16 protein-coding genes are annotated in these 26,712 nt (G+C 39.3%); 5 read left to right on the forward strand and 11 right to left on the reverse strand.

Annotated features, from left to right (window positions below):
- On the forward strand, positions 1-1,044 hold the full coding sequence (gene recA, locus H5058_RS08970) for a recombinase RecA (RefSeq protein WP_011327391.1): 1,044 nt from the start codon (positions 1-3) through the stop codon (positions 1,042-1,044).
- An 86-nt stretch (positions 1,045-1,130) separates the two neighbouring features.
- Here recA and H5058_RS08975 read toward each other — a convergent pair whose 3' ends face one another.
- Together H5058_RS08975 and H5058_RS08980 are read right to left on the reverse strand one after the other, a co-directional pair.
- Positions 1,131-3,251, reverse strand: a complete 2,121-nt coding sequence (locus H5058_RS08975; protein ID WP_182677751.1) for a TonB-dependent siderophore receptor — start codon at positions 3,249-3,251, stop codon at positions 1,131-1,133.
- A gap of 201 nt (positions 3,252-3,452) precedes the next feature.
- Positions 3,453-4,622 (reverse strand): DcaP family trimeric outer membrane transporter, encoded by a 1,170-nt coding sequence (locus H5058_RS08980; protein WP_086997396.1) that lies wholly within the window; start codon positions 4,620-4,622, stop codon positions 3,453-3,455.
- A gap of 413 nt (positions 4,623-5,035) precedes the next feature.
- Here H5058_RS08980 and acs point away from each other — a divergent pair, with 413 nt between their 5' ends.
- The 3 genes from acs (at position 5,036) to H5058_RS08995 (ending at position 9,475) form a co-directional block, all read left to right on the forward strand.
- Entirely contained in the window at positions 5,036-6,976 is a 1,941-nt protein-coding gene (acs, locus tag H5058_RS08985; protein WP_011327395.1) for an acetate--CoA ligase, read from the forward strand.
- 97 nt (positions 6,977-7,073) lie between these two features.
- A complete protein-coding gene (locus tag H5058_RS08990; protein WP_011327396.1) occupies positions 7,074-7,724 on the forward strand; it encodes a response regulator transcription factor in 651 nt (216 codons plus the stop codon).
- A 149-nt stretch (positions 7,725-7,873) separates the two neighbouring features.
- Positions 7,874-9,475 (forward strand): AbgT family transporter, encoded by a 1,602-nt coding sequence (locus H5058_RS08995; RefSeq protein WP_179808083.1) that lies wholly within the window; start codon positions 7,874-7,876, stop codon positions 9,473-9,475.
- Positions 9,476-9,548: 73 nt separating this feature from the next.
- Here the strand turns inward: H5058_RS08995 and purU are convergent, their stop codons facing one another.
- The 9 genes from purU to H5058_RS09040 form a co-directional block, all read right to left on the reverse strand.
- The gene (gene purU / locus H5058_RS09000) at positions 9,549-10,379 is read right to left on the reverse strand and encodes a formyltetrahydrofolate deformylase (protein ID WP_011327398.1); all 831 of its coding nucleotides are present in this window, start codon (positions 10,377-10,379) and stop codon (positions 9,549-9,551) included.
- Positions 10,380-10,583: 204 nt separating this feature from the next.
- Positions 10,584-12,473 carry a hypothetical protein gene (locus H5058_RS09005; RefSeq protein WP_182677753.1) on the reverse strand — a complete coding sequence of 630 codons (1,890 nt, stop codon included), beginning with the start codon at positions 12,471-12,473 and terminating at the stop codon, positions 10,584-10,586.
- A 133-nt stretch (positions 12,474-12,606) separates the two neighbouring features.
- Positions 12,607-13,971, reverse strand: a complete 1,365-nt coding sequence (gene pelG / locus H5058_RS09010) for an exopolysaccharide Pel transporter PelG (RefSeq protein ID WP_011327400.1) — start codon at positions 13,969-13,971, stop codon at positions 12,607-12,609.
- Positions 13,959-15,476: a GT4 family glycosyltransferase PelF gene (pelF, locus tag H5058_RS09015; RefSeq protein ID WP_182677755.1), complete on the reverse strand. Its 1,518-nt coding sequence runs from the start codon at positions 15,474-15,476 to the stop codon at positions 13,959-13,961. The genes pelG and pelF overlap by 13 nt, the downstream gene beginning before the upstream one ends.
- Complete coding sequence (locus H5058_RS09020; RefSeq protein ID WP_182677757.1) at positions 15,469-16,452, reverse strand: HEAT repeat domain-containing protein; 984 nt, start codon at positions 16,450-16,452, stop codon at positions 15,469-15,471. The genes pelF and H5058_RS09020 overlap by 8 nt, the downstream gene beginning before the upstream one ends.
- Positions 16,445-17,746, reverse strand: a complete 1,302-nt coding sequence (locus H5058_RS18625; RefSeq protein WP_182677759.1) for a PelD GGDEF domain-containing protein — start codon at positions 17,744-17,746, stop codon at positions 16,445-16,447. The genes H5058_RS09020 and H5058_RS18625 overlap by 8 nt, the downstream gene beginning before the upstream one ends.
- A complete protein-coding gene (locus H5058_RS09030; protein ID WP_011327404.1) occupies positions 17,743-18,258 on the reverse strand; it encodes a hypothetical protein in 516 nt (171 codons plus the stop codon). Before H5058_RS09030 ends, H5058_RS18625 begins: the two co-directional genes overlap by 4 nt.
- 14 nt (positions 18,259-18,272) lie before the next feature.
- Positions 18,273-21,554 (reverse strand): tetratricopeptide repeat protein, encoded by a 3,282-nt coding sequence (locus H5058_RS09035; protein WP_182677761.1) that lies wholly within the window; start codon positions 21,552-21,554, stop codon positions 18,273-18,275.
- Positions 21,555-21,556: 2 nt separating this feature from the next.
- Complete coding sequence (locus H5058_RS09040; protein ID WP_182677763.1) at positions 21,557-24,268, reverse strand: endo alpha-1,4 polygalactosaminidase; 2,712 nt, start codon at positions 24,266-24,268, stop codon at positions 21,557-21,559.
- 501 nt (positions 24,269-24,769) lie between these two features.
- Between H5058_RS09040 and H5058_RS09045 the strand changes: the two genes are divergently transcribed.
- Positions 24,770-26,437, forward strand: coding sequence for a methyl-accepting chemotaxis protein (locus H5058_RS09045; RefSeq protein WP_182677765.1), 1,668 nt, complete (start codon positions 24,770-24,772; stop codon positions 26,435-26,437).
- The last annotated feature ends 275 nt before the right edge of the window (positions 26,438-26,712 follow it).

Consider the following 26,712-nt stretch of genomic DNA (forward strand, 5'->3'; position numbering starts at 1 on the left):
ATGAACGATAACAAACAAAAAGCGTTGGACGCGGCTTTATCACAAATTGAACGTCAATTTGGTAAAGGCTCAATTATGAAATTGGGTGATAACAAAGCGTTAAACATTGAATCTGTATCTACAGGCTCATTAGGTATCGATATTGCCTTAGGCATAGGTGGCTTACCTATGGGGCGTATTGTAGAAGTATATGGTCCTGAGTCGTCTGGTAAAACAACGCTTACTTTGCAAGTTATCGCTGAAGCACAAAAAGAAGGCAAAACATGTGCCTTTATTGATGCTGAGCATGCTCTTGATCCAGTTTATGCACAAAAGCTTGGTGTAAACATAGATGAGCTTTTTGTATCGCAACCAGATACTGGCGAACAAGCACTCGAAATTTGTGACATGTTAGTACGCTCAAGCGCGGTTGACGTAGTTATTATTGACTCGGTTGCAGCACTTACACCAAAAGCTGAAATTGAAGGCGACATGGGCGACTCGCACATGGGCTTACAAGCACGTTTAATGTCGCAAGCATTACGTAAGCTAACAGGTAATATTAAACGCTCGAACACCTTATGTATTTTCATTAACCAAATCCGTATGAAAATTGGTGTAATGTTTGGTAACCCAGAAACAACAACGGGTGGTAACGCACTTAAGTTTTACGCATCGGTACGTATTGATATTCGTCGTATTGGTTCGGTAAAAGAAGGCGACGAGGTTGTTGGTAACGAAACCCGGGTTAAAATTGTTAAAAACAAAGTAGCACCGCCATTTAAGCAAGCCGAATTTATCATTATGTATGGTGAAGGTATTTCTAAACAAGGCGAGCTAATTGACTTAGGTGTGAAGCACAAAATTGTTGAAAAAGCAGGTGCTTGGTACAGTTACTGTGGTAATAAAGTTGGCCAAGGTAAGTCTAATTCAATTAAGTTTTTAAAAGAAAACCCAGAAATCGCAGACGAAATTGAAGGCAAGTTACGCGAAATGCTTTTACTTAAAGCAACTATTGAACCAGACGATGGTGAAGATAAGTTAGGCGATGAAGCTGACCTTTAAGCAGTATTAAATATTTAAGCTTGATTTGACCCGAGCTTTAAAGCAGCGCTAACCAGTAATGGTTAGCGCTTTTTTTTGGTTTAAATTTACAACTGCCAATTTACAGATAGAGCGTAGTTACGCGGTGCACCATAGTAACCTTGAGCCCAATATAAGCTGTGTAAGTATTTTTCACCTGTGGTGTTATTAATATTAAAAGTAACGCCTATATTTTCACTCAATTTATAAGTTGCCATTAAATCAAGTAATCCGTAGGCATTTTGCTTTGTAGTCACGCTTGCGATTTTGTTAGTATCTTTGACTTGTACTCGGCTTGTTGAATCTTGCCAGCGATAATTTGCACCAAACGATAAACCATCAATGAAAGGAACTTGATAGATTGCTGCCACCTTGAGTTGATTCTCAGGGGTGTAATCTTTTACTGTGTCATCGCCATCAATGCTTAAATTACTAAAGCTAATGCTTGCACTCAAGTCATCTGTAAACTTACCGCTTAGCTCTACTTCAAAACCATTACTGTTAATACCATTCGCAGCGTAGTAACGAGTATCGTCGGGTAATGAGTTAGGTATAGCGATAGCAAGGCCATCTTGTTTTGTATCAAAGTAAGCAAGTGTTACAAAAACTTGCTCGTCTAAAAGCTGGGCTTTAACACCTAGTTCGCTACTTTTACCTGTAATAGGTGCAAGTTGGTTAGCATTTATATCAAGCTCCTTTTGCGGCACAAATGTTTCTGTGTAGCTTGCATAAGCCGATAAAGACTCGTTAAAGTCATACACAGTGCCAATGTAGGGTATTAGCTGTGAGTCACTTTGTGTTTGCGCAACGCCATAAGCTGTGCCTGTTGTTTCCCAATCGGTATAACGCACGCCAGCTAGTAGGCTTAAAGGTTCGCTTAATTTGATACGAGTAGAAATATAAGCAGATTTTTGCTCATTAGTTATATTGCTACCATTTACACTATCTGTAAGTGTTGCTTGTGGTATTACGCCATCCCACGTTTTAAGTGACGGCATTGCCGGAAAACCATTCCCTGTGGTGTAATCGTAAAGAGATTGCTCGGTGTAATCCATTTTTGCTTGGCTAACACCCAATGACAAGTCGTGCTCTTGGCCAAATAAATCAAATTTACCACTCGCATATAGATCAAATAAATCGTGCTTATCGCTATAATCATAACGGCTTGCGTAACCGGTTAAGCCAAGTTCGGTGTCTTTATCAGGGGTACCGTATACATAAAATAATTCAGAGTCTTGCTCGTTTTCAACATGAGCGTAACGCGCTTTAGCCACCCATGTTGCTGATAAATTTTGTTCAAGCGTTACATATACTTGCTCGGCACTGTTATCCCAGTAAGACCAGTCAGCCGCAGTGCTAGTTGATTCGTCATAGTCTGTTGGTGTGCCATCGGTATAATAAAGTGGTAGTGCACCCCAAAGTGGGCTATCGGCATCTTTTTGTTGATTAACGTAGTTAACACTTAGCAGGGTGTTATCGGTTAACTTTCCCTCGTAGGCTAAATAAATAACGGTTTTATCTGTTTCGTAGCGATCTAGATATGAGTCGGCTTTTTGTTTGGTAAATACAGCTCTAACAGCATGCTCTTCATTAATAGGCGTTGATACATCTAAATCTAAGCGTTTTTTATTCCATGAACCGTACGAAACAGATGCATTAGCTTGGGTTGTGTAAGTTGGTTTTTTTAGCACCATATTTACAGTAGCAGAAGGGTTACCTGTACCTGTCATTAAACCGTTTGCGCCACGAACTATTTCTACACGGTCGTAAATTGAGGTATCAAGGCTGCCTTGAATTGATCCCGAGCTTTGTGGAATACCTAAACCATTAACTTGAAAATTTGTAATATCAAAGCCACGGGCTTTAAAATAAGTACGATCGGTTTCTATTTGCTCTACCGTTACACCCGGCGTGCTTTCTAGCACTGCGTTTATATCATCGAGTGAAAAATCATCCATTAAAGCGCGAGAAACAACTGAAATAGACTGCGGAGTTTCTTTTATGGTTAAACCTAGTTTGGTTGCCGATTGTGCTTCTTCGGTAATATAGTTTTTATGATGTTGACCATACACAGCAATCTTTTCAATTTGCTGCTCGCTTTTATCGTTTTTTGCAAATGCATGCGCAGATAAAATTAAAGAGGTAATAAGGCTTAGTTTAGATAAACGCAAAACTTTAGAGGAGGACATGGGGTTTTCCAAAAGGTTCAAAAATAAAGCGTTTAACTTAATCTAAATGATATTGATTTGCAATTGCGTTATTGGTTTTTATAACAATTTGTACTATCGGGATTAATAAAGAGTGATGAAGTTGATAAAACAGATGAGACTTATAAATTAATTAACAAAAAAAAGCGGCCAAAGCCGCTCAAGGAAGTAAACTATGTACGCTTAAAATGCATACTTAACCGAGAATTGTAAACGGTCCATATCGCCATCGTTACCGCTTTCAAGCTCGCGCTCGGCATGCTTAAACTCAGCACCAAAAGTTAAGCGTTTAACTGGTGAGTATAAAATGTTAGCACTGTAGCTTTGGCTTGATTTAGTTGGATCGCCTGTAAGGGCGAGTAAGTCTGTGTTGTTATCAGCACTGAAAAATGAATATAAGAAAGTTGAACGCCATTGGCTGTTCCACTTATGCTGATACGCTACAAAGCCAGAAGTTGAATCAATAGCATCTAAATCATCGCCATTGAGTACTGCACCATGGGCTACATTAACACCAACATAACGGCCTAAGCCTTTACCTTGTGTAAGCATAAACTTAAAGTTGTCTTCGCCTAGTTTAACCATACCCGATGCACTAACACCAAATGATGTTTCATCGGCATCAATAGCACCTACTTTATAAGTAAGTTGACGGGCAAGTGCAGCAACTACTAAATTACCCCAATCAGCTTTATGGGTATAACGTGCAGTAAAGTCAGGAAGTGAAGCATCGTCGGTTACAGCCATACCGCCGCCAGCAGTAGTAATGGTGCTTTCTGGGTTTTCTAATGAGAAAGACCAAGCGCCTGTAGTGTATTTAACTTGAGTTTGGCGTACAAACACTGTGCCCTCTGCTGGGCCTATAAAATCAAGTGCTTCAGGTAGTGCGCCAACGTTTTGAAAGTTAGACCATGTTTGGCCAAATAACCAACCATCGTAGCTAATAAATGCATGACGTACACGTGGAGCGTAAGAGTTAGATACACGCTCGTTACCACCAGGAGCAGAAGCTAAAAAGTCGATTTCAATTTTGGTGTTAATGGTTTTGCCATTATCAAGTAATGTGGCTGTACCAAAGTTAAAACGAGATTCACGGGCATGCATATCAAATACAGCGTCAGAGCTATTGTCTGGGCCTACAGTCACTGTGCTCGGTACATAAAAGTCACGACCCACGTTAGTGCCCGCTGGTGCGCCTGCAGAATAGTCACTCCACATAGCATCTAATTTAATGTATCCGCCGTAAGTAAATTCAGTATCTCCAACTTTTGCTGCAGTGGCTGCATAAGCTGTGCTTGAAAGTGCACATAGTACAGCACTTGCTGCAAGTGTTTTTAATGGGGTAAATTTCATTGTTGCGTCCTTTATAGGCTACGTGTTGATTATTGCTTTTTATTTAGAGTGTATTAATAGCGTGAGTATTACTTACGAATAAAAGTTAATTTAAAGATTTTTTATTCGTTAAATAAAAATTAAAGCTAATTAATGCAAATATTATAATACTTAGGTGAAACACTTTTAAATATGTACACTATTTACTCAATCATCTATTAGTCTATAAGACTAAGGTGTAATGATTACAATGTGATTATTTACTTACATTTAACATCATGTATTATTTATGTAAAAGTAATAAATAGCGCAGCGATTATAAACAACAAATTAGTAATTAGAATAGCTTTACAACTAAGGTCTAATACTTAATAGCGCATTGCTGAGTAATCCTTGAGAAAAGCCTAAGGCAAGTAATTTAAATGGAGACCAAGATGTCAAAAAATATCTATCCAGTTCCTACGCATATTAAAAACACAGCTCTCGTCGATAACGATAAATATAATAAAATGTATAAACACTCGATTGATGATCCACAAAGTTTTTGGGCTGAACACGGTAAGCGCCTTGATTGGTTTACTCCTTATTCTAAAGTAAAAAATACCACCTTTGATAAAGGCCACATAAATATTAAGTGGTATGAAGATGGCTACCTTAATGCATCGTATAACTGTATTGACCGCCACTTAAAAACAAAAGCCAATAAAGTAGCGCTTATATGGGAGGGCGATAACCCATCGCAAAGCGAGCATATTACTTATCAAAAGTTACATGATGAAGTAGCAAAGTTTGCTAATGGTTTAAAAAAGCTGGGCGTACAAAAAGGTGATCGCGTCGCTATTTATATGCCAATGAGCCCACAAGCTATTTACGCAATGCAAGGGTGTGCACGTATTGGTGCTATTCACTCAGTTATATTTGGTGGTTTTTCACCCTCTGCAATTGCCGATCGTATTAAGGATTCGGGCGCAAAAGTGGTTATTACTTCAGACGAAGGACGCCGTGCTGGTAACTGCGTGCCACTTAAAGCAAACGTTGACGAAGCTGTGTTGCAAGAGTCAGTAACAAGTATAGAGCATGTTATTGTGCACCAACTTACCGGTGGCGATGTTGATTGGCACGACCATGATATATGGTGGCACGATTTAGTAGCAGACGAAGAGCCTGTGTGCGAGCCTGAGGTAATGAACGCTGAAGACCCGTTATTTATTTTATACACCTCAGGGTCAACAGGTCAGCCAAAAGGAGTGGTGCATACCACGGGTGGTTATTTAGTTTATGCATCGATGACGCACGAATATATATTTGATGTAAAAGAGGACGATGTTTTTTGGTGTAGCGCCGATGTAGGTTGGATCACCGGGCACAGTTATATTGCTTATGGTCCGCTGGTAAATGGTTGTACCCAAGTTGTATTTGAAGGTGTACCTACTTACCCAACCGCAGGGCGTATGGGCGAAGTTGTTGATAAACACGGTGTTACTATTTTATATACCGCGCCTACCGCTATTCGTGCCTTAATGGCAAAAGGCGATGAGCCTGTAGCGTCATCTCATCGTAATAGTTTACGAATTTTAGGATCGGTTGGTGAGCCAATTAACCCTGAAGCATGGAATTGGTATTACGAACAAATAGGTAAGTCAAATTGCCCTATCGTTGATACCTGGTGGCAAACAGAAACGGGTGGCATTATGATCACCCCATTACCAGGTGCTACCGATTTAAAACCAGGCTCTGCAACGCGTCCATTTTTTGGTATTGCGCCGGCAATATTTGACGCTGAGGGTAATACGCTTGAAGGTGAAGCTGATGGTAACTTAGTTATTTTAGATAGCTGGCCATCGCAAGCACGTACTATTTATGGCGATCATGAACGTTTTGAACAAACTTACTTTTCTACCTACCCAGGTGTGTATTTTTGTGGCGATGGCTGTCGTCGTGACGAAGATGGTTATTATTGGATCACTGGTCGCGTAGATGATGTACTTAATATTTCGGGGCATCGTTTAGGCACTGCTGAAATAGAAAGCGCACTGGTTGCACACCCAGCAGTAGCTGAAGCCGCTGTAGTAGGTTATCCGCATGATATTAAAGGCCAAGGTATTTATGTTTACATTACCCCTAACGAAGGTATAACGGTAAGCGATGAGTTAACCAAAGAAATTCGTAACTGGGTTCGTAAAGAGTTAAGCCCAATTGCGTCACCCGATATGATTCAGTGGTCACCAGGGTTACCAAAAACGCGTTCTGGTAAAATAATGCGTCGAATTTTACGTAAAATTGCGGCCAACGAGCACGAACAACTAGGTGATACATCAACACTTGCCGATCCATCTGTGGTTGATGAGTTAATTGAAAATCGATTAAATCGTTAAATGCGCGTTAAAAGCTTGATTACAAGTTGATTCTAAACGTAGTATATCGGCTGTGCTCTACTAGATAGGGCACAGCCGAATTTATTAGGAGTGAACCATGAGTCAGTTTTTAATAGCGGACGACCATCCGTTATTTCGTGAAGCACTAAAGGGTGCACTAACTGTAAAATTTGACGATTTAGAAGTATTTGAATCATCTGATTTTGACAGTACATTGCAGGTGTTAAGCGAGCAAGAAGATCTTGATATATTACTGCTGGATTTACACATGCCAGGTAATGGTGATTTATACGGCCTTATTCGTATTAGAGAAGACTATCCTAGTTTACCTATTGCGGTAGTTTCGGGAAGTGAAGACGCTAATATTGTATCTAAAGTAATGGGTTACGGCGCAATGGGGTTTATTCCTAAGTCATCATCATCAGATGATATTGCCAATGCAATTAATCAAATACTCGAAGGCGATACTTGGTTACCAACAGAATTAAAAAATAAAGTCGCCGAAATTCAAGGCGAAGACCGAGAAATTGCAGCGCAAGTTGCCTCACTTACCCCACAACAATACCGTGTTTTACAATACCTGCACGAAGGTTTGCTAAATAAGCAAATAGCGTATGAGTTACATATTTCAGAAGCCACTGTAAAAGCGCATATTACCGCCATATTTAGAAAGCTTGGCGTATATAACCGCACACAAGCGGTATTAATTGCTGCAAAACTACAATTAGCACCTATAGAGCAAATATAAAACCATGCATAGAATAGAGGCACAAAGCCTCTTTTTTAGTCTTATTTACGCTTATATACGCAATTATCACAAGCCATTCACCTTTATTACATGATCTCCTATAAAAATAATGCTAGCTTACGGGCATTTTATAATTAAGAGAACATGGTATGTCAGACTCTTTAGACTCCAAGGCCCAAAGTAGTAATGAAAGCGCAAATAAAGGCTGGTTTAACCGCTTTTTAGCCGGCGTAGAATTTTTAGGCAATATGCTACCGCATCCCATCACCTTATTTGCAATATTTTGTATCGTAATTGTTGTATTTAGTGGAGTGGCGGATTGGTTTGGCCTAAGTGCAATCGATCCTCGACCTGAGGGCTCGCCTGGGCGCGAACCCGATGGTGTTATTGAAGTAGTGAGCTTGCTTAGTGCCGAGGGATTACAGCGTATTGTAACTGGCTTGGTAACTAACTTTACCAGCTTTGCACCACTGGGCACGGTACTGGTAGCTTTACTTGGTGTGAGTGTTGCTGAGCACTCAGGACTGCTGTCGGCAGCAATGCGCGGCATGGTAATGGGCGCATCAAAGCGGTTAGTGACCTTTATGGTGGTGTTTGCCGCTATTTTATCTAATACCGCCTCTGAGCTGGGCTATGTGGTACTTATTCCATTAGCTGCAATGATATTCCATAGTTTAGGGCGTCATCCATTAGCGGGCTTAGCAGCGGCGTTTGCTGGGGTGTCGGGTGGTTATAGTGCTAACTTATTATTAGGCACAATAGATCCCTTACTGGCAGGCATTACCACACCTGCGGCACAAATGATCGACCCAACTTACCAAGTAGGCGCAGAAGCTAACTGGTATTTTATGATGGTGTCGGTGTTTTTAATTGCGATTTTAGGCACCCTAGTTACTGAAAAAATTGTTGAACCACGTTTAGGTAAATATAATCCTGAAGAGGCCAGTGCTGATCTTGCACAAAATAATATTGCCGCGTTAACGGCCAAAGAAAAGTCGGGTTTAAAGTGGGCAGGGGTATCGCTATTAGTTGTATCGCTACTACTTGCCTGGACCATAGTGCCAGCCGATGGCATTTTACGTAACCCCGAAACCGGATTAGTAGCCCACTCGCCCTTTTTGAAAGGCATAGTGGTGTTTATTTTTGTAACCTTTGGTATTCCGGGCTTTGTATATGGGCGCGTTGTTGGCACCATGAAAAACGACAAAGACGTAATTAATGCGATGAGCAAAAGTATGAGCTCAATGGGCATGTATATTGTACTAGTGTTTTTTGCTGCACAATTTGTCGCGTTTTTTAAATGGACCAATTTAGGCACTATTTTAGCAATTAACGGTGCTGCATTACTGCAAGCTTTAAACTTAACTGGTCCCGAAGTTTTTGTATTATTTATATTAATGTGTGCGTTGGTTAACTTAAGCTTAGGGTCGTCTTCGGCGCAATGGGCTGTTACCGCGCCTATTTTTGTACCTATGCTAATGTTAGTTGGTTACGCGCCAGAGACCATTCAGGCGGCTTATCGTATAGGTGACTCGGTTACTAACTTAATAACGCCAATGATGAGCTATTTTGGCTTGATCCTCGCTGTCGCTGCTAAGTACAAAAAAGATATGGGTATAGGCACACTAGTAGCCACTATGCTGCCATACAGTATGATATTTTTTGTTGGTTGGGTTATTTTGTTTTATTTATGGGTATTTGTATTGGGTATGCCAGTAGGGCCAGGATCACCCACTTATTACACGCCTTAATAGTATCTGGGTAATACAATAAGTATTATTTAATAGTTTAAAAATGCCAGCATAATTTGCTGGCATTTTTGTTTTACGAAAACACCACGGTTTTATTACCGTTAATAAATAGCTTATGCTCAGAGGCAAGTTGTAGCGCTTTACAAAATACTGTTTTTTCTACATCTTTACCCATATTGGCCATCATTTTTGCAGTTTCTGCGTGGGTTACAGGCGTAACATCTTGCAAAATAATAGGCCCTTCGTCTAACTCGTTATTGACAAAGTGAGCTGTGGCTCCAATGATTTTTACGCCACGTTCAAATGCTTGGTGATAAGGTTTTGCACCAATAAAAGCGGGTAAGAACGAGTGATGAATATTAATAATTTTGCCCTCAAAGCGTTGTACAAACTCAGGGCTTAAAATACGCATATATTTAGCTAAACCAATAATGTCAGGGTTATAGCTGGCAATTAAATCGCCTACTTGTTGATCGTGCTCGCTGCGCGTTAATCCCTCATGAGAGATAACATGAAAAGGGACATTAAGCCCTTTAGCAAGCGGCTCTAAAATAGGGTAGTTTGCTATAACGGCTTGCACTTCAATATTTAGCGCTTGTTCGAATTGCTTTAATAATACGCCACCTAAGCAATGTGCTTCTTTAGTAGCAAGTAACACAACTTTGGTTTTTGTACCATTGTGTAAAGCCACTTTAGCGTCTGCAGGTAGTATTTCGCGTAGTAGTGGTAAAAAGTTACTTTGTGGCTCACCAGTGAGCTCTGTACGCATAAAAAAGCGTTTAGCGTCTTTGTCTACAAATTCATTATTACGTGTAATATTTAAATTATGCTGGTGGCAAAGCCCGGTGATTTTGGCTATTAGCCCTACATCATCGGCGCATTGTGTGGTTAGTATGTAGCTCATTCTCTCATTCTTACCCAATTATAGATTGCTTTATTATTTGCGTTTTAGCGCATAAAGCAAGGGCTTTGTGTGTTGTTACAAGGTTTAATTTAGAACAAGCATGACATTAAAGTGAGCAAAGTTAACTGGGGTTTAAAAAGGTATAGTTGCTGTTAAAAATGCCACTGATTGCCAGTGGCATTGATATATAATTAAGTTACCGTGTTATGACTTGGTTTCTGAGGCTAAATCATCTTGTTGTCTGATAAAGCCGGCGGCTTCTTCATCATTTTTTGTAATTGCGCTTTGCTGTGTTGGCATAGCGCGTGTTTGCTGATTAAGCTGATGAATTTGCGACGCGTTACCTAAATCACGCTCACTGGTAATTGAGGCTATTGACTCACGATCTTTTAAGAACGCAATCACATCGTTTTTAATTGCTTGTAACTGACCTTCGTCTTTGTGCATTTCCATAATATGGCGTGGATGCTCAAGATTTTTCATACCTGTTGCTGCAAAAGTGGTGGTTACTATTCGCGAAACAATAACCCAAGGGGTAATGCTGCTACGTACTAAGGTGTTTTCAGAGCGAGTGCTGTCGTGAATACCTGTACCGGTTGATATTTTAGACTCAGTAAATGTACCTTCACATTTAAAATAGACCAGAAGTGATTCAAATTGCATTTCAGCAAAAAACAAATGTGCATTGCTACTTAATAGCTGAGCAAAGGCTTTAATTAATACACCTATCAGTAATAAGTGTACGCTTGCCATTACTAGCTCGCTGATAGGTGAAATATGACGATTATTAAGTGCTTGCTCTATTGAATTGATATTTGCGCTATCAATATAACGATAAATATCGATGAAAGAGTAGGCTAATAATACCGTGAAAATAAGCGCGATTAAATACAGAAAATTACCACTAAGTAGCGCCAATAATCTAGCCATACTAAAACCTTTACCTAAATCTAGCTCATGTAGTTTAGGTTGTATTTCTTGAATTATTTCTCCTTTAAAGCCGCCTTTACCTTCTACTTGCTCTTGCAGTTGTGGGTTGAGCTCGCGGTATACGCGATTAGGCACTTCTTTATAACGACGGTTAGCCATTACTAGGTTATCTAAATTAATAAAAATTTCAGTAGGGTGTACAGATTCTTGCCAGTTTTCGCGCAGCTCAGATACCTCAGTGCTTGGTGTTATGGTATTTAATCGTGCTTTTAACATAGTAAAAACCAGTGCGCAGCTCAAGGTGGCTAAAATAATAATAGCGACTAAATACATACCCGCGTGTAGGTTGGGTAATTGTTCAAACCAAACATTTATTTGCGCTTTACTAATGTGTTGTTCTTGCATTAACCACGACATAGAAAGGCCAATAATAATGGGTAAAATAAACGATAGCGAAATAATTTTAGCCAGTGCACCACCACCAAGTGGTTCAATTTCTCTTGCAGCATTGCGAGTGGTTGGTTTACCTGCCGAGCGCCATGAGAACAATACATAAAACATTAAAATGCTACTGTATATGGGAAATGCTAATTCGCCTGCTTCACCGGTAAAGCCCGACAAAGATACAAAAGCTACCAGTCCATACGCAATAAGTGCCACAAAGGTACTTACCCATGAGCCAAATAATTGCTGGGCAATATTACGCATTGGGTAGGGTAAAAACATTAGTTTAGGAATAAGGCTATGCAACAAGCGAGATAAAAAGCCTTTAGGCTCTTTAAAAGTAATGTTTTTACGACCCATAAGCATTTCTTCTAGTTCTTGGTCGTTATAGGCAACTTCTTTTTTTTCTTCTTTTGCGGTAGAGCTTTGCGATTTACTGTAGTTATAAGCCAGTGACGTAGGGTGATTACGGCCAACAAAGTATTTTAGTGTGGCATAAATACCTGTTGAGAGTGAAGCAATGCCAAACCCTAAAATAATCATCCCAAAAAGCATCAAGATCCACCCAGCAGTTGCATCTTCTTTAACTAACCCTGCAGCAACAACAAGCAGCGTAATGCCGGTAATTGACTCTATAGCACCTCTTAGTGCGGTTACTTTACCTTCAAGCTTGAAGGGGTTTTTAAGTCCAAGATCAATCGATCCATAATCAAAAGCCATTGAATATTCCTTTATAAAAGAATTTTATTGGGAGAAATAAGTGTAATAAGCAATTTATGTTTATTACACTTATTTATTAGTTTTGGCATTATAAGCTTGGTCTAAGCAAATAGCCTGAAATGTTAAGCGTTTATTATTGCAGCATAAAGGTTTCGTATTCTAAATCTTCAAACTGTTTAGATAACCAAAACAAACCCACAACCGAGCTAATAATTGTTGCAAATGCAAAGCCATAGCCATAAAACTGTGGTCCAAGTGCAACCGATAAATAAGTAAAAACAACATTTACGACTAAAAATATTGCTGCGAGTACCAGCACAGTAAAACGTTTATCTAAATAAAATAAAATATTGAGTATTGATAAAAAGATAACCTGTACACCCACACCCACTACATCGATAAATAATAAGGTTTTGTAGTTAGGATCTATGCCTATAAAAGTGAGTATTTGCTCACCCCAAAGTAATAAGCAAGCTACAGTAATACCCTGAATTTTAAATATATCGTATAAACCACCTTGAGCAGTTTGTATCATATTATCTTTTAATAGATAAATTTCATTTAAAGAGGCACCTTCGCGTATTGCAGTGTAAAAACGGTCGTACTCCTCTACAAAGTCGGTTTCCATTCTTACTAAAAACACGGCCATACCAGGAATAATAGACAAGTAGGCTAAAAATATGGGTAAGTCGTAAATAGGACTTGCCCTGAGAGTGCCGATAATTTCTATTGAAGTACTAGGAGAGTACCAAAAAATAATTTTATCAGCCCAAACACCTATATTGTAAAACAAGCCACAAAAGAACAGGCTGTAATACACTTTTTTATTATTTAAAAAATCAAAGCTAATTAACTTATCACCAGGGTAGCGGCGAATAATCATAAATAAAAAGCTAAAAAATAACAGCGCTTCGCCAGCAAAAAAAGCAAAAAACAATCCATCTAATTGCCAATCTCTTAGTAAATATGCCAGTAATACCATAAAAGAATAGCCACTAAGCATAGTAACTAAAATGAGCCGATACTCTTTCATACCCGATAAAAATATAGCCCCGAGCCACTGATTACATAAGCCGACAAATGCACCTAAAATAATTAATTTAGTCACTACTGGCAGTGGCAATAATGGCCACACAGCAAGGCCAACGAGTAACGCAGCTATGGTGGTAACTAATTGCGCGCCAAGTAGATTAGGCAGTATTTGACCATCATCTTTAGTAAAAAGTAGGTCGGCAATAAAACGCGTTAATAATAGCTGTAAGCCGCCAGTTAAAATAAGCGAGGCGGCCATCATGTAGGTAACTAGGGTTAAAAACTGAATGATCAGTACTTTTGGTAGCACAATGCCCAAGCTTAAAATACCAATAAGCATTAAAGCAATAATAGATAGTAACCAAGGGCCTGAGCCAATTAATCCAGCGTAGCCGTAAGCTTCAAATACTGAAAGCAGGGTGTTTTTTTTGAGAATCTTACGTATCTCAAAACCTATTCCGGCCATGCCATTGTGTCCTTATAAAGTTTATCGTAACGAGCAAACATATGGCTCTCATCATAAAATTTTTGTACCCGTTCAAGGCCACTTTTTTGATATTCGCGCCATCTTTGCTCGTTTTGCAATATATTTACTATTTGCTGAGCAGTGTCGCTAGGTGAGGCTATTGCTACCACTTCGCCAGCTTTGCCAAAGGCTTTGTCTTGTGCGGTTGCGCCTTCTATTATTTCGCGGCAAGAACCTACATCACTGGCTAATACAGGCACGCCAGCTGCCATTGCTTCTAGTAGTACCAAAGGCTGCGCCTCAGATATTGAGGTGAGTGCTACAACGCCTAACTTAGGCAGTATTTCAGCAATGTTTTGCATGCCTAAAAATTTCACATTGTCGATTAAATCTAAGCTGTCGACCAATAACTGGCATTCTTGATAATATTTTGGATCTTCCTCAAAAGGGCCAATTATCCAGCCCTCTAGGGTGGGTATAATAGATTGTGCTTCTTTAATTGCGCGTATAAAGGTTTTTATATCCTTAATAGGCACAACACGACCAATTAAACCTACTACCATTGGCGTTTTTTCTGGGCGTTGTAACAGGGCTTGTTTAAAACGCACTGTTTTAATGCCATTAGGTACCACAAGCGTTTTTGCCGGCTCTGCGCCATCTTTAATTTGGCGTTGCATATTACCATCGTATAAAGAAATAATTTTAGTCGCTTGCTGGTACGTTGTACGGCCAATTTGCTCAAAAAAGTTGATCCACATACGCCGAATAAAGCCCATTTCGGTATTTAAATTTTTACCTAAGCTCTGCTCCGAATCTTTGATCCAGCTTGCTTGAATTAAATCAATTTTACGCTCTTTTGTGTATATACCATGCTCGGTAAGTAAAAAAGGCGTACCACTTATTGCACTGGCGCCAGAGCCTAAAATACCGGCGTAGCCTGTTGATATAGAATGAATTAGTTTAACTTTTGGCAGGCCCCTAGCAATTTCTGCTATTTTAAATAACGGCTTATATAAATTACGATATGACCAAAAAAAGTCGATAAATGACGATTCATCACAATAGCTTAAATAGTATTTTGAAAGGACTTGCCAAGATGACTCACTATATAAAAAATCGGCTGCATTAATGCCATCTTTTTTGCCGAGTGTTTCAAAAGCAAATTTTAATAACTCAGTGGGTATAGGGTCGTTACAGTCACGAAAGTAGCTTTGCAGCTGTTGCCAAAAATCAAACAGTTCTTGCTTGTATTTAGTGCCATGCTTCGCTTTTATTTCAGTGGTATTATTTTCAATTAAATAATGAACATGTAATTTAGTCACATTATCAGGTAGCTGGTATTGAATTTCGCCGTAGTGCTCAGGTGCTCCACCCAAAAATACCAACTCAAAATTATAATGTGGTAAGCCTTCAATTATTTGATGCACCCAACTTGATACGCCACCGCGTACATATGGGTAGGTACCTTCTAAAAGTAGTAATATGTCAGCATTCTTTTCAGCCATGCCAGTACTCCTGTAAATGGCGTAGTTCGCTACCTTCAGGTTGTTTAGGGAGCTCATTTAAATAGCGCTTACAATCATCTAATAGGCCCATGTAAAAAGCGACTTCAGCTTTATATGGCAATACATGGCGCTGCGCCATGCCAAATTCTGTAGCGTGTGTTAAGTGCGTTAGTGCTTGCGGGTATTTGTTTAGCGATAAACAAATACGGCCTAATAACACAAAGGTAGCAGGGGTTTTTACATGCTCAACACTTTGCAGAGCCAGTAGCTCTGCTTTTTCTAGTACGTAGGATTTTAGCGCGCCTTGGGCTAAGCCTAAATAACTTAGCTCCCAGTACAGCTCAGCTAGTTGCCCTTGCAATTTACCTAGTTCGGGTTGCGTGCTTGTTAAGGTGATTTCTTGCTGATATTGGCTTATTTTTTCGTTTATTTTAGTTTCTTTACCATCCAGTGTTGAATAAGCAAGTAAACGAATATCATCTTCTAGATCTTTAAGTGCAAGTTTTAAAATAGGAATAGCGCGTGCGTCACTCATGTGACGTGCAGACATTACAGCACTTAAACGCTTATTAGGCTCACTGGCGTGTTTTAAAATAGCTTTTAAGCCACCAATAGAATAAGACGGATTTGCCGAAGTCATTTTAGCTTCAAAGGGAAGGGCTGGGATTTTATGTTCTTCTATTTCAATGTCGTCATTTTTGATTGGTTTACATAGGGCAAAGCTTAATGCAAATACAACACCTATAATGCCAAGTATGGGCAGTGAAAGCAGTAATAAAAATAAAAACAAAACACTGCTAAATGGGGTTGTTTTGTATTTTACAGGAATGAGTGTATAGCTAATAAAAGCATAAAAAAGGCTAGCTAATGCATGGAGTAAAGTAACAATTAGCCAGTTAGGAGTGTCGAGTATTTGCAGTAATGCAAAATACTCGCATATACACCCTAAGATGGCTGCAATGATAATTTTAATCATGAAATGCGACCAATCTTTTTAAATCGTCATTATTAATAGGCAATGCTATTTGTTGCTCGATAACAATACCTAAATCAGTTAGATTTTTGCCAGTACGTCCTTTGCTCCAACTATTTAAGCGGGCAATGAATCCTGTTTTTTCAAGTTCATCAGCCAAAGGCATAAGTAGCAGTAATGTTTGTTTTTCGTTGTTATACAAATAAATGTCTAAACCACGGCGGGCTTCGCTTAAATATTTCATAAGTTGACGCGATTCAGGATTAATATTTGTAGCTGTTATTTTTAATAAATGCGATGGGATTTTATAGCGTTTAGCCTCTTTATTTGCACGTTTTACTTGTTTAATAAAGTAGGGCGCTTCATTGGCTTGCATTACCGGATTAGTTATTTCGTGACGGAGTAAGTCACCAATGTGTCCAGCTATAACAGCAAGCAAGGTAAGTGTGGTGTTTTTAAGAGCAAAAAATTGCACTTTTTCGACTAATATAACCCCATAAACTGTGTCGCTAATATCTGTAATTGGAATCGCAATATGGTACTGACTTACACCTAAAGAGGCTTTTACGTCTTTTACCGATACTAATTCGTTTTCTGCAAACATAGCACTGACTAGCGGGTCTGACATGGATACTGTATTCATTTTACCAATAGCAGCAAGTGGCGGATCTACAATGATGTTGTTTTCAACCTTGTATATACCCGCTTTTTCTAATGTTCCGTATTCAACAAATAAATTTAAAATACTTTGTGCGGCTTTATCTAAACACCTTTCTTCTAGTTGCCCAATAGATTCTCTTACTGCTTGTAGCGATTCTCTTAAACTAAGCGTATGGCCAGCGAGCACTTGCTCAAGGCGATCATGCGAGGAGCTAATAAGATGATATTGACGGGTAAACACCTCTAATCGTTCGGTTACATATTCTAATTGAATAGTTTGCCTTTGATTGGTGCGATCCCATACATCTCTAAACTCGCCAGTGACCATAATGACAATAACATAACCTAAAATAGCGTTAATATTAAAGTCACTTTGGGGCGTTAAAATATCTGTTTCTACAAGCAGCAGTTGGCCAATAAGCAAACTTAGTATGCTAATAAAGCCTTTTGAAAAGCCGTAACGTAATGCTACCAGCAGAGGGCCTAAAACCGGCCACGAAAACCCACCTTGCGTCCAAAAGGGATCCGCTGTGTTAAACAGCACGGGTAGCCCTAAAGCCAGCGCGGTAAATATAAATACCTCAGCCCATATCTGTAGCTCAGGAACCTCTCTTGGGCGAAAGAAATGTGTTTTCACTCACTAACCTCTATGTAAGATAGTAAATCGGCTATGACATCTTGGGCTACCGCAGCAATGCTATCTCGTCCCCAACCACTTTTAGCAATTGTGCCAGTCCATAGTGGTGTTGTTTGGCCGCTAGCCGTTAATGATAGAGTTAAAGCAACCACAGGTTCGCCGTCAAGTCCTGCTTTATAACGCCACTCTTCAATGCTACCACTTATAATATAATCAGCTTGTTGCGTGCTTAGCCACTGCATTGCGTTATTTACACGGTATTGATCGTCTAGCGGTGGTAGTTCTTTATTGTTAGTGCGTGGCGCACGAATTAAAGTAGGTAGCTTATTTTGCTGCCAAATACTGGCTAAAATATCCTCTGCGCGCTCACCAGCAAGCGGTGTTTGTGCATGATTTACAAGTGGTAATAATGCCACTGTTGTTGTTGCTCTAAGCTCAACATCATCAGCCACATGGCTGGTTGTACAAGCTGATAAAACTAATACCAAACACGGTATAACTAAACGAAACATAATCTCTCCTAACATTAAAAATGTACGTAATATCCTAATTGTAATTGTGTATCTGAGTTACCCACTTTATTACTACTTTGATAACCCAGCTGTAATCTAAATAAATCATCGCCTAAAATAGACCAACCCGCACCACTTGAAACTGAAATATCTATGGTGTCGTTAAGGGTTTGATAGCCTGTACTGATGTCAAATAACCACGAAGGGCTAGCGCCTAAATAAGGTGGCTCTAGTGATCCTGTAGATGCAAATGAAGTGCCTAGGGCTAAACGCCTAAAAGGCTGAAGATCGATTGGCAATAAATTAGCTTCATTATTAATAAAGGTATTTACAGAGTCAAAATCTTGCCATTGCGCGCTAAAGTAGGCGCTCCATACAGGGCGGTCTTTTAAAATGTTGTATTGGTATCGGGCATTGTATTCTTGCCCGCTTACTATGCTGCTGTTATCACTTCTACGTGAAAAAGACAGCGCAGAACCAGAAAGTTGCACGCTTTGTCTGCCATCAATATTGTAGTTTATATATGCGGTGGCTTTATCTAATTGGGCAAAACTTAATAGTGTTTCAGATTGGCGGTTTTCTACATTATGCTCAAGCTTTAAACCTACTTGAGTACGCGAATCCCATTGGTAACGCGTATCTAAACTAAGCCCTTGACGACTCGCTAATGTGCCTTGGTGAGTATCAATTTTGGCATCAAAATACCATCGGCCCCAAGTCATTTTATCTTCGATGGCGAACAGTAAGCCATTATTGTTAAGGTTTTGCTGGCTACTAACACTTAATTTCCATTGGCCTTTTGCATAGGGAAAGTACACGTTTACATCATATTGACTGCTGTTTAAGCCCGCCTCAGGCGAAAAGTTTACCTCAAGCGCTCTAAAATAAGCATTTCGTGCGTTGCGTAATAAACTAGTTTGCGCCTCTGTAGGCTCATTTGTTAACGTTTCATACCAACGCTGCATGGTGGTATAAGGTTGTTTTAAATACAGCAATGCATTTAATTGATCAAGCTCACTTAAAGTGTTTTCAGTGATCTGTTGCTCAACGTTATTAAATTCACCGTTAATCATATTTAACTGCAGAGTTTGCCAAGGCGCTAAGTTTTTTGCTGCTCGTCTGGCCAGCCACCAATTTGCAACAGGCTCACTAATAGTGTCGGGTGCAAGTTCATCCATAGTGTTAAATTGCATTAAATGCGGCACTGCCATAGCGCCCGCCCAGCGGTACATTAGCCCTCGGTAAGCGTATTTATCTTTAGGTAAATGCTGCAATAGGTAATGATGTAGTTCTGTGGCATTGGCGTTATAGCCAAGCAGCTGTAAAACGTCGGCTAAATTAACTAAGGTGGTTAAATCTTTTGGGTTACTTATAGCTAATTGGCGTAAATAAAAGTATGCACTGTTATACGATTTTTCATAAATAGATAAACTAGCTAAAAGTTGCGCCCAATTATAAGAAGGCTCAGTTTGCGAATAGTTAGCTAGTATACGTTTTATCATTATGGTGTCGTGCATTTGCAGCGCTAACCAGCCTTGGGCAAGGACTACATCAGGGTTATATTCACTGAGTTTTGCCGCTCTGTTAAGAGTGGTGTAAGCAGAATTTAAATCGTTTTGATTTTGATACCAATTCGACAGTAAAGACCATGCTGGATAAAGCTGTTTATTGTAGCGCTGTTTTTCAAGTTCGTTGTGTACGCGAGCAATAGAGTCAGCGTCGCCAAGTTGTACGCTCAGTTGCGTAACTTGAATAAGCTGCCTATCACTCAGTGATGCTTGTTGCCATAGGTACTCAAGCAAGCCTTTGGGGTTCCCCTCAAAGCGCAATTGCTGATACTGTTGCATGTCACCAACACTCAGTGGGCTAATTTCTTTTAATTGCTCATAGGCATATAGTTCTTCTTTTTTATTTTGCAGCCTTAACGCCATATCAACACGGGCACTCCAAAACTCATCGTCGGTGCTTTGTTGTTTTTGCTGCAAAATAGTGAGCGCAGTTTTATAGTCTTCTGCAAGCCAAAATGCGCGTGCCAGCCATAATAAATCTTCTTCGTTTTTAGGGCCTTTATAGCTAGGCCATAATGCTCTTAACCCATTTAAGTTACCGGTATCGTGCAATACTTTTGCTTTCCAATATTGCGACAGTAAGCTTTTGCCATTTATTTGCTCAAAACGCTCTATATTATTGAGCTCTTGCTCTGGGTTGCCAATAAACTCATTAGTTTGCATCCAACGAACGAAGCCCTTATCTGAGAGCTGTCTATTTTGCGCTTTATATTGAAAAATATCGTTGGCGTCTTGGTACAAATATAACGCCACGGCGTCATTAATGCTGTCGGTTAGCATGGCAACGTTAACTGCATGGTTGGCCATTAGCCATTTAAATTCTACAAGTGCTTGCTCTGGCTTATTTAGCCAACGTTTCATTTTCCAGTTAAGCAAACGTAGCTCTTTATCGTTTGGATTATTGATTAATAGCTGTGTTAATAATTGCTCAGCACCTAGGGTGTTACCATCGGCTAGGCGCAAATATATTGCCTTAGTTAGATATTCGTTATTATTTGGCTCTTGCTTGAGTAAGTTTTCGATAGCACTGGCGGCATCTTGGGTATTACCGGCTAGGTTAGCTAAATAAAGGGTGCGTTTAATATTTGTGCTATCGCCATATGTTTTCCACCAGGCATAGGCTTGCTCAGGGTTATTTGCTCCCAGTGCAGTGGTTATGGCTTTAGGCGCAATATCTGCATTAATGTTATTTTTATATATTGCGAGTGCTTTTGCAGGCTCCCCTGCACTCAACCAGTAATCGGCAGCGAGTAAGGGGTGTGCATTTTGCTGATAGTAAAGTGCCACTTTAGCATGTAAACCAAGGGCTTTAGCTATGTTAAGTATTTGCTCGTTCCAGTTTTTTAGCGCACCTACTTTTAACGATAGCTCCTCAAATCGGTCATCTTTCTTTGCATCATTTGCTAACCATAAAGCGTACATTAACTGAATTTCAAGTAGTGATTTTTTGTCGCTTTTAGGTAGTTTTTCAAGCTCACTAGTGGCAGCTGCATATTCACTGAGTTTTATGTGCAGTTCAATTAGCTTTGCACGTAACTTTTCATTATTAGGATCGGTACTAAGCGCAGCATTTAAATACGATTTTTCAAAGGTGTAATCTTGCGATAAAGCTTCTTTTTCAAAAAACAAAGTACGCGGAAATAACGCATAAAGTGCAAAACAACTCACGGCTAATATAACTAAAATTGTTTTTAAAGAAATTAACTGAGGGCGTTTTTTATTAGTCATTATTAAACCCCTGCGTTGCAGTTAAGATAACCAAAAAAGTCACCTGCTGGTATTTTAAATTGTGTAATATCGCCGCGTGTAAGGCCTTTGTATCGCTCACCTAAATGAGAAACAAATACGCAAGCACCTGCATTGATTAAATCAAGCGTTGCCGGTACCCAAGCCGTAAAGCTTACTGGGCCATTTACTTGCCAATTATCAATAATGACATTAGCAGAGGCTAAATAGGGGGCTTTATTTTCTTTACTATGATCAAAACTAAGTTGTGCAATATTATTCACTACATGCACATAGTCACCTTTTTGGGTAACTCCAGCCACGCCACTACTTTGGGAAATATTTGGCATGTCAAAAACATCTGGAACGCGTAGGGTTTTAATATCTTTAGAGCTAAATAACCATTGGCCATCGCTATTTTTTGCTAAGGCTGAAAAGTAAAAGTCTTTTGCTACTTTAGCGTAATGACTTAAATGCACTGGGGTGTTTGGTCTTGCCAAAACATAATCAATATTATGCTTTAGTGCATCAAGACCGGCAGGGACTTCACCCGAGTAAAAATGAAAATATATAGTGTAGGGTTTTAATCTGTATGGTTTTTCGGTTATTTCGAAGGTTTCGGTTAAGCGTTTAAAACCGTAATAAGGGCCATGCCATAAGTTTGTGTATACGTTTTCATTTAATATTGGCGCGTAAATTTGATACAACAAATCGCGCTCAGGTCGGCCAATAGGCGATACATGCGTTAGGCTTGGGTTATCTGCATTTACGTCGGTATTACCGCCATTTACATTAAGCACTCCGGCATCACGTGCCAACTCAAGTGCTTTAGGCCCTGGGGTTGCATCGCCTGACCATAGCATAATCACAGTTTTTTTATTTGCTGGGGCTAGTTTGTCATCAATATATTTAATGGAATCGGTAATTTCTTTTTCTAAACTAATTGTATTGTAGCCGGGTATATCTAGCTTTAAACCATAATCAGTATCTTCCTCGTCTATATCTTTACGCCCGGCTAGTGCCGTCCAAAAATATGGGTGGCTGTAAGTATGCGAAGCAATTTCAACATAAGGAAGTTTAAATATATCCCGAGCAATGCGCTCAAGCTTAGGGCTCATTTTTGAGTGTAAACCGCCGGGCTCAATATCGGCTTGAATAATCGATGAGGTTAAAGGTAATTTATAGTGCTTAATTATTTTGTCGAGAATGACCTCGGCTGAATAAGGCTTTTTTGCAAAATGCGCAACATTGGTGAACCCATCGCCATCTATATGTATGGTTAACATGCGCCGACCACTTTGTGTGGTGGTGTCGGGTACTAAAATAGGTTCCAGGCCCATTGCTTTTGTGAGTAAGGTACGAGGATCTATTACCCACTTGCTACCTTCCATAGGTAAGGTGTCTATTAACCATGGAGCCACTACTAGCGCACCATATTTAGTTTTAGTGCCTTGTACTAGCGATGTGCCATCGGCTGCTTTTATACTAATCAGCGCTTTTGAATTAGCGGCTAATTTAAGAAAGTACGGGTTAGTTACAACTGGCGGTATGCTTGATTCACCTTTTAGCCAAGGGGTAAAACTCTCCAGCTCATAAGGGCCTAAAGGTGTAACATCTAACGGCTCGGCTCCAAGGCTCAACATTAACTTATTTGCTGATGAGGGGAGTTCACCTAAAATTAGTTCAGGCACTACGCCTAAGTTTGCTTCAAGCCAATTAGTAATAGTTGGTGTGTAAAAGGTATCAAAACTAGTCCACGAAATAATACCGGCGTGCAAGCTTGGGTCAACTGCAGGTAGAGCGCGTTTGGCTACATTAATATAATCGGGAATATAACCTAAATACTCAATCATAGTAGCAAGGTTTAAATGTACTGTAGTGTATATAAGCGGTTCAATATTACTGTTGTACGGAATTAAGATACGACGTGGAACTGGGGCTATATTAGATGTTCCCCATGTTTGTAAGTGGCCATCAGTTACCCAAGGAGTATAACCGGCATTAATTATTTTTTGCGCCATAGCAAGGCGTTGCTTAGGTTTTGCATAATCAATTACTTGTACATTAAAACCAAGGTCTTGCGCTTTATGAAGTTGAGCATTTAACCATGCTTGATCATTTTTATTGGTTAACTTATAGCTGTTATCTAGCGGGTTAAAGTGGCTAAATAACCCTTCAGCAACCAGATCGTTAGCTCTACCTTTAAGTTGCGGTAAAAGCTCAAAGCCACGATTAAGAATGAGTTGTTTATTAAAGGTGTTTGATAACTGCTCTATAATAAAAACTAAACCCGCTTGCTGGGCGCTTTTATTATGTTTTTTGTCTAATAGCTGGTAGCTATCAAGGGTATCTAAAAATAAGCCACTAAAGCCACGTGCCTTTAGTGATAGCGCACTATTTTGTATATGCTGTTGCCACTGCGCTGCAGTTAAGTCGCTAATATGGCTATTCCAATTAGGATTAACACTAAGTGAAGACTCACTTTTTGAAAACGACTCGCCAACACTTAAATAAGCATAAACAGCAATATTACGCTGTTTGAGCCAGTTCAGCTCGTGTTTGGTTATTAGCTCGGGTTGCACTACTACACGCGAATAAAAAGTCATTTCAGCTAAGGGCATAGGTGCAGAGTAATAAAAAGCGATACTATTATTAGTCTCAGGTTTAGCAGTTACATTTGCGGTGATAAATAGCAGTATAAAAAATAAATACTTCATTAATCCTTCGTTTTAATTAATAAATAGCCAAGGTGCAATTAGAATAATTGTACCTGATTTGTTATAGGAGTTTAGTATTGATATTTTAATTATATGTTACAAAAAGCAAAAAAACTAAACAAATTTAAATTGTTTATATTGTAAGTAGCATTTTATGTTGTGCTTGCTCATCATTACGGCAATTAATTAAATATTTTACCTGTATTAGGTGTTTTGCTTACTTTAAAGGTTATTAATTATACTAGAGTAAGTTGCAATTTTATTACTATTCAGCTTAGGTTTATTAATGACAATGGCGTCTTTTTGTATTAAACCAAAGTAACTACGACTATAATCACTAGCCATTAGTTATACTTTTAAGTAAGTACCTACCTAAATTAAATAGACTTAGCCGTTTATGTGATGAAGGAGGGCTAGAGTAAATTATAAATTTTGCAGCGACTAAGTTACAAAATAAGAGTAGGGCTTTTACAGCTTGCAATGTGTTTATTTGGAGAAGAAATGAGTAATTTAAGCTTGAAAAGCAAATTGTTACTACTAGCTATTTTGCCGCTAATATTATTATTGGTCAGCTTTTTATCAAGTTCGTACTATTTAGAAATGCAAAGTCAGCAGCACAGCTTTGACACTTTTAAAAGTAAGTTATTAAAAGATAAACAAACGCTATTAAAAACTGAAATTGAAATTGGTAGTCAAGTAGTACAGCACCAGCTTGCAAATGGCACTGAGCAAGATGCTAAAAATGCATTAAGAAAACTAACCTTTGGCGAAGACGGCTATTTCTTTATTTATGACACTAATGGCGTGAGTGTTTTTCATGCCATGTTAGGTGATGCGATAGAAGGGCAAAACAAAATAGCCATGACTGATCCCAATGGTAAAAAAATCATTGTGGGCTTACTTGCACAAGCACGCCAGGGTGGCGGAGCATTTACCTATCATTTTCAAAAACCAAATACCAACGGCTTAGTTGAAAAAATTGGTTATGCAGCGATGATCCCTGGAACCAACTGGATGCTAGGCACTGGCGCTTATATGGACGACATAGAAGCAGAGCTTGAAGGCTTTGAGCTATCTATGCAAAAAAGCATGAACGAAAAAGTAACCACCTTATTGATCATTGCGTTCTTTTGTTTGTTATTAACTATTGCGGGTGCTTTATTTGCTGCCAACCATATGCTTAAACCAATACAAAGAATGGTGCAAAGCCTTGATGACATAGCTAAAGGTGAAGGCGACTTAACTAGACGTTTAGAAATTGACAGCCACGACGAAATTGGCCAATTAGGTGAGTCGTTTAATATATTCGTGAGCAAACTGCACGGTATTATAGCCAGTGTGGTTGATGTAACTAACGATGTTAAAACAGCATCAGTAGATATAAATACGCAAACCTTGGTGATTGAAGATAAGTTATTAAAACATAATCATGAAACTGATTTAGTCGCGACCGCGATTACTGAAATGTCTGCAACCTCTCACGAAGTGGCGCAAAATACGACCCAAGTTGCGGTGTCAACTCAGGCAGCAACGCAAGAAGTAGCAAGAGCGCAAGAATGTGTTGATATATCTTTAAGTGAAGTATCAAACTTAATGGCCGAAATAAATACAGCTGCAGAACAGGTTGATTCATTAAGTGAGCAATCTAAAAAAATTAATAGTGTATTAAGTGTTATTGGTGGTATTGCAGAGCAAACAAATTTACTGGCACTTAACGCGGCAATTGAAGCGGCTCGTGCGGGTGAGCAGGGCAGAGGCTTTGCAGTAGTTGCTGATGAAGTAAGAAGCTTAGCAAGTCGTACCCAAGTAAGTACGTTAGAAATTAGCGAAATGCTTAGTGAGCTACATAACTTAGTTACTGCGGCGGTTAACGCTATGCAAGCAAGTCAGCAAAGCTGTAATCGCTCAGTTGAGTCATCACGTGCTATTTCAGAAAGCTTAGGCGCGGTTACTACATCGGTTACCACTATAAACGATATGAGTACCCAAATAGCAACAGCTGCAACAGAACAAAGTAGTGTAACCGAAGAAATAAACCGTAATGTTTTTGCTATTCAAGAAATTGTAAATGACCTAACAGAGTCAAGTAAAACAACGTCATCGGTAAGTTTACATTTAGCTGGTCGTGGTGAAAGCTTAGGCGAGTTGGTAGGGCAGTTTAAAATTTAAGACATATTTTTAAATTTAATCATTTATAAAGCCGTAATTTTTAGTTACGGCTTTTATTTTGCCTGCTGCAAAAAATCCTTCCTAGTTAACCTGAGCTCCGGATAATAAACTTATCTCAAGCAGCTATTTTCAGCGCTAACTGCGTTGAACTTACTTGCAATAGGCCAGCTATTGACGCGTAAATTCGCCTTGTTTTCACTGAAAACCTCTGGCTAGAGAAAATAAAATTAAATATAACGATGATTCAATATGTTAGTAAATCTCTTAACCAGAGT

The sequence above is a fragment of the Pseudoalteromonas sp. SR45-4 genome, assembly GCF_014163535.1.
GTDB lineage: Bacteria > Pseudomonadota > Gammaproteobacteria > Enterobacterales > Alteromonadaceae > Pseudoalteromonas > Pseudoalteromonas nigrifaciens.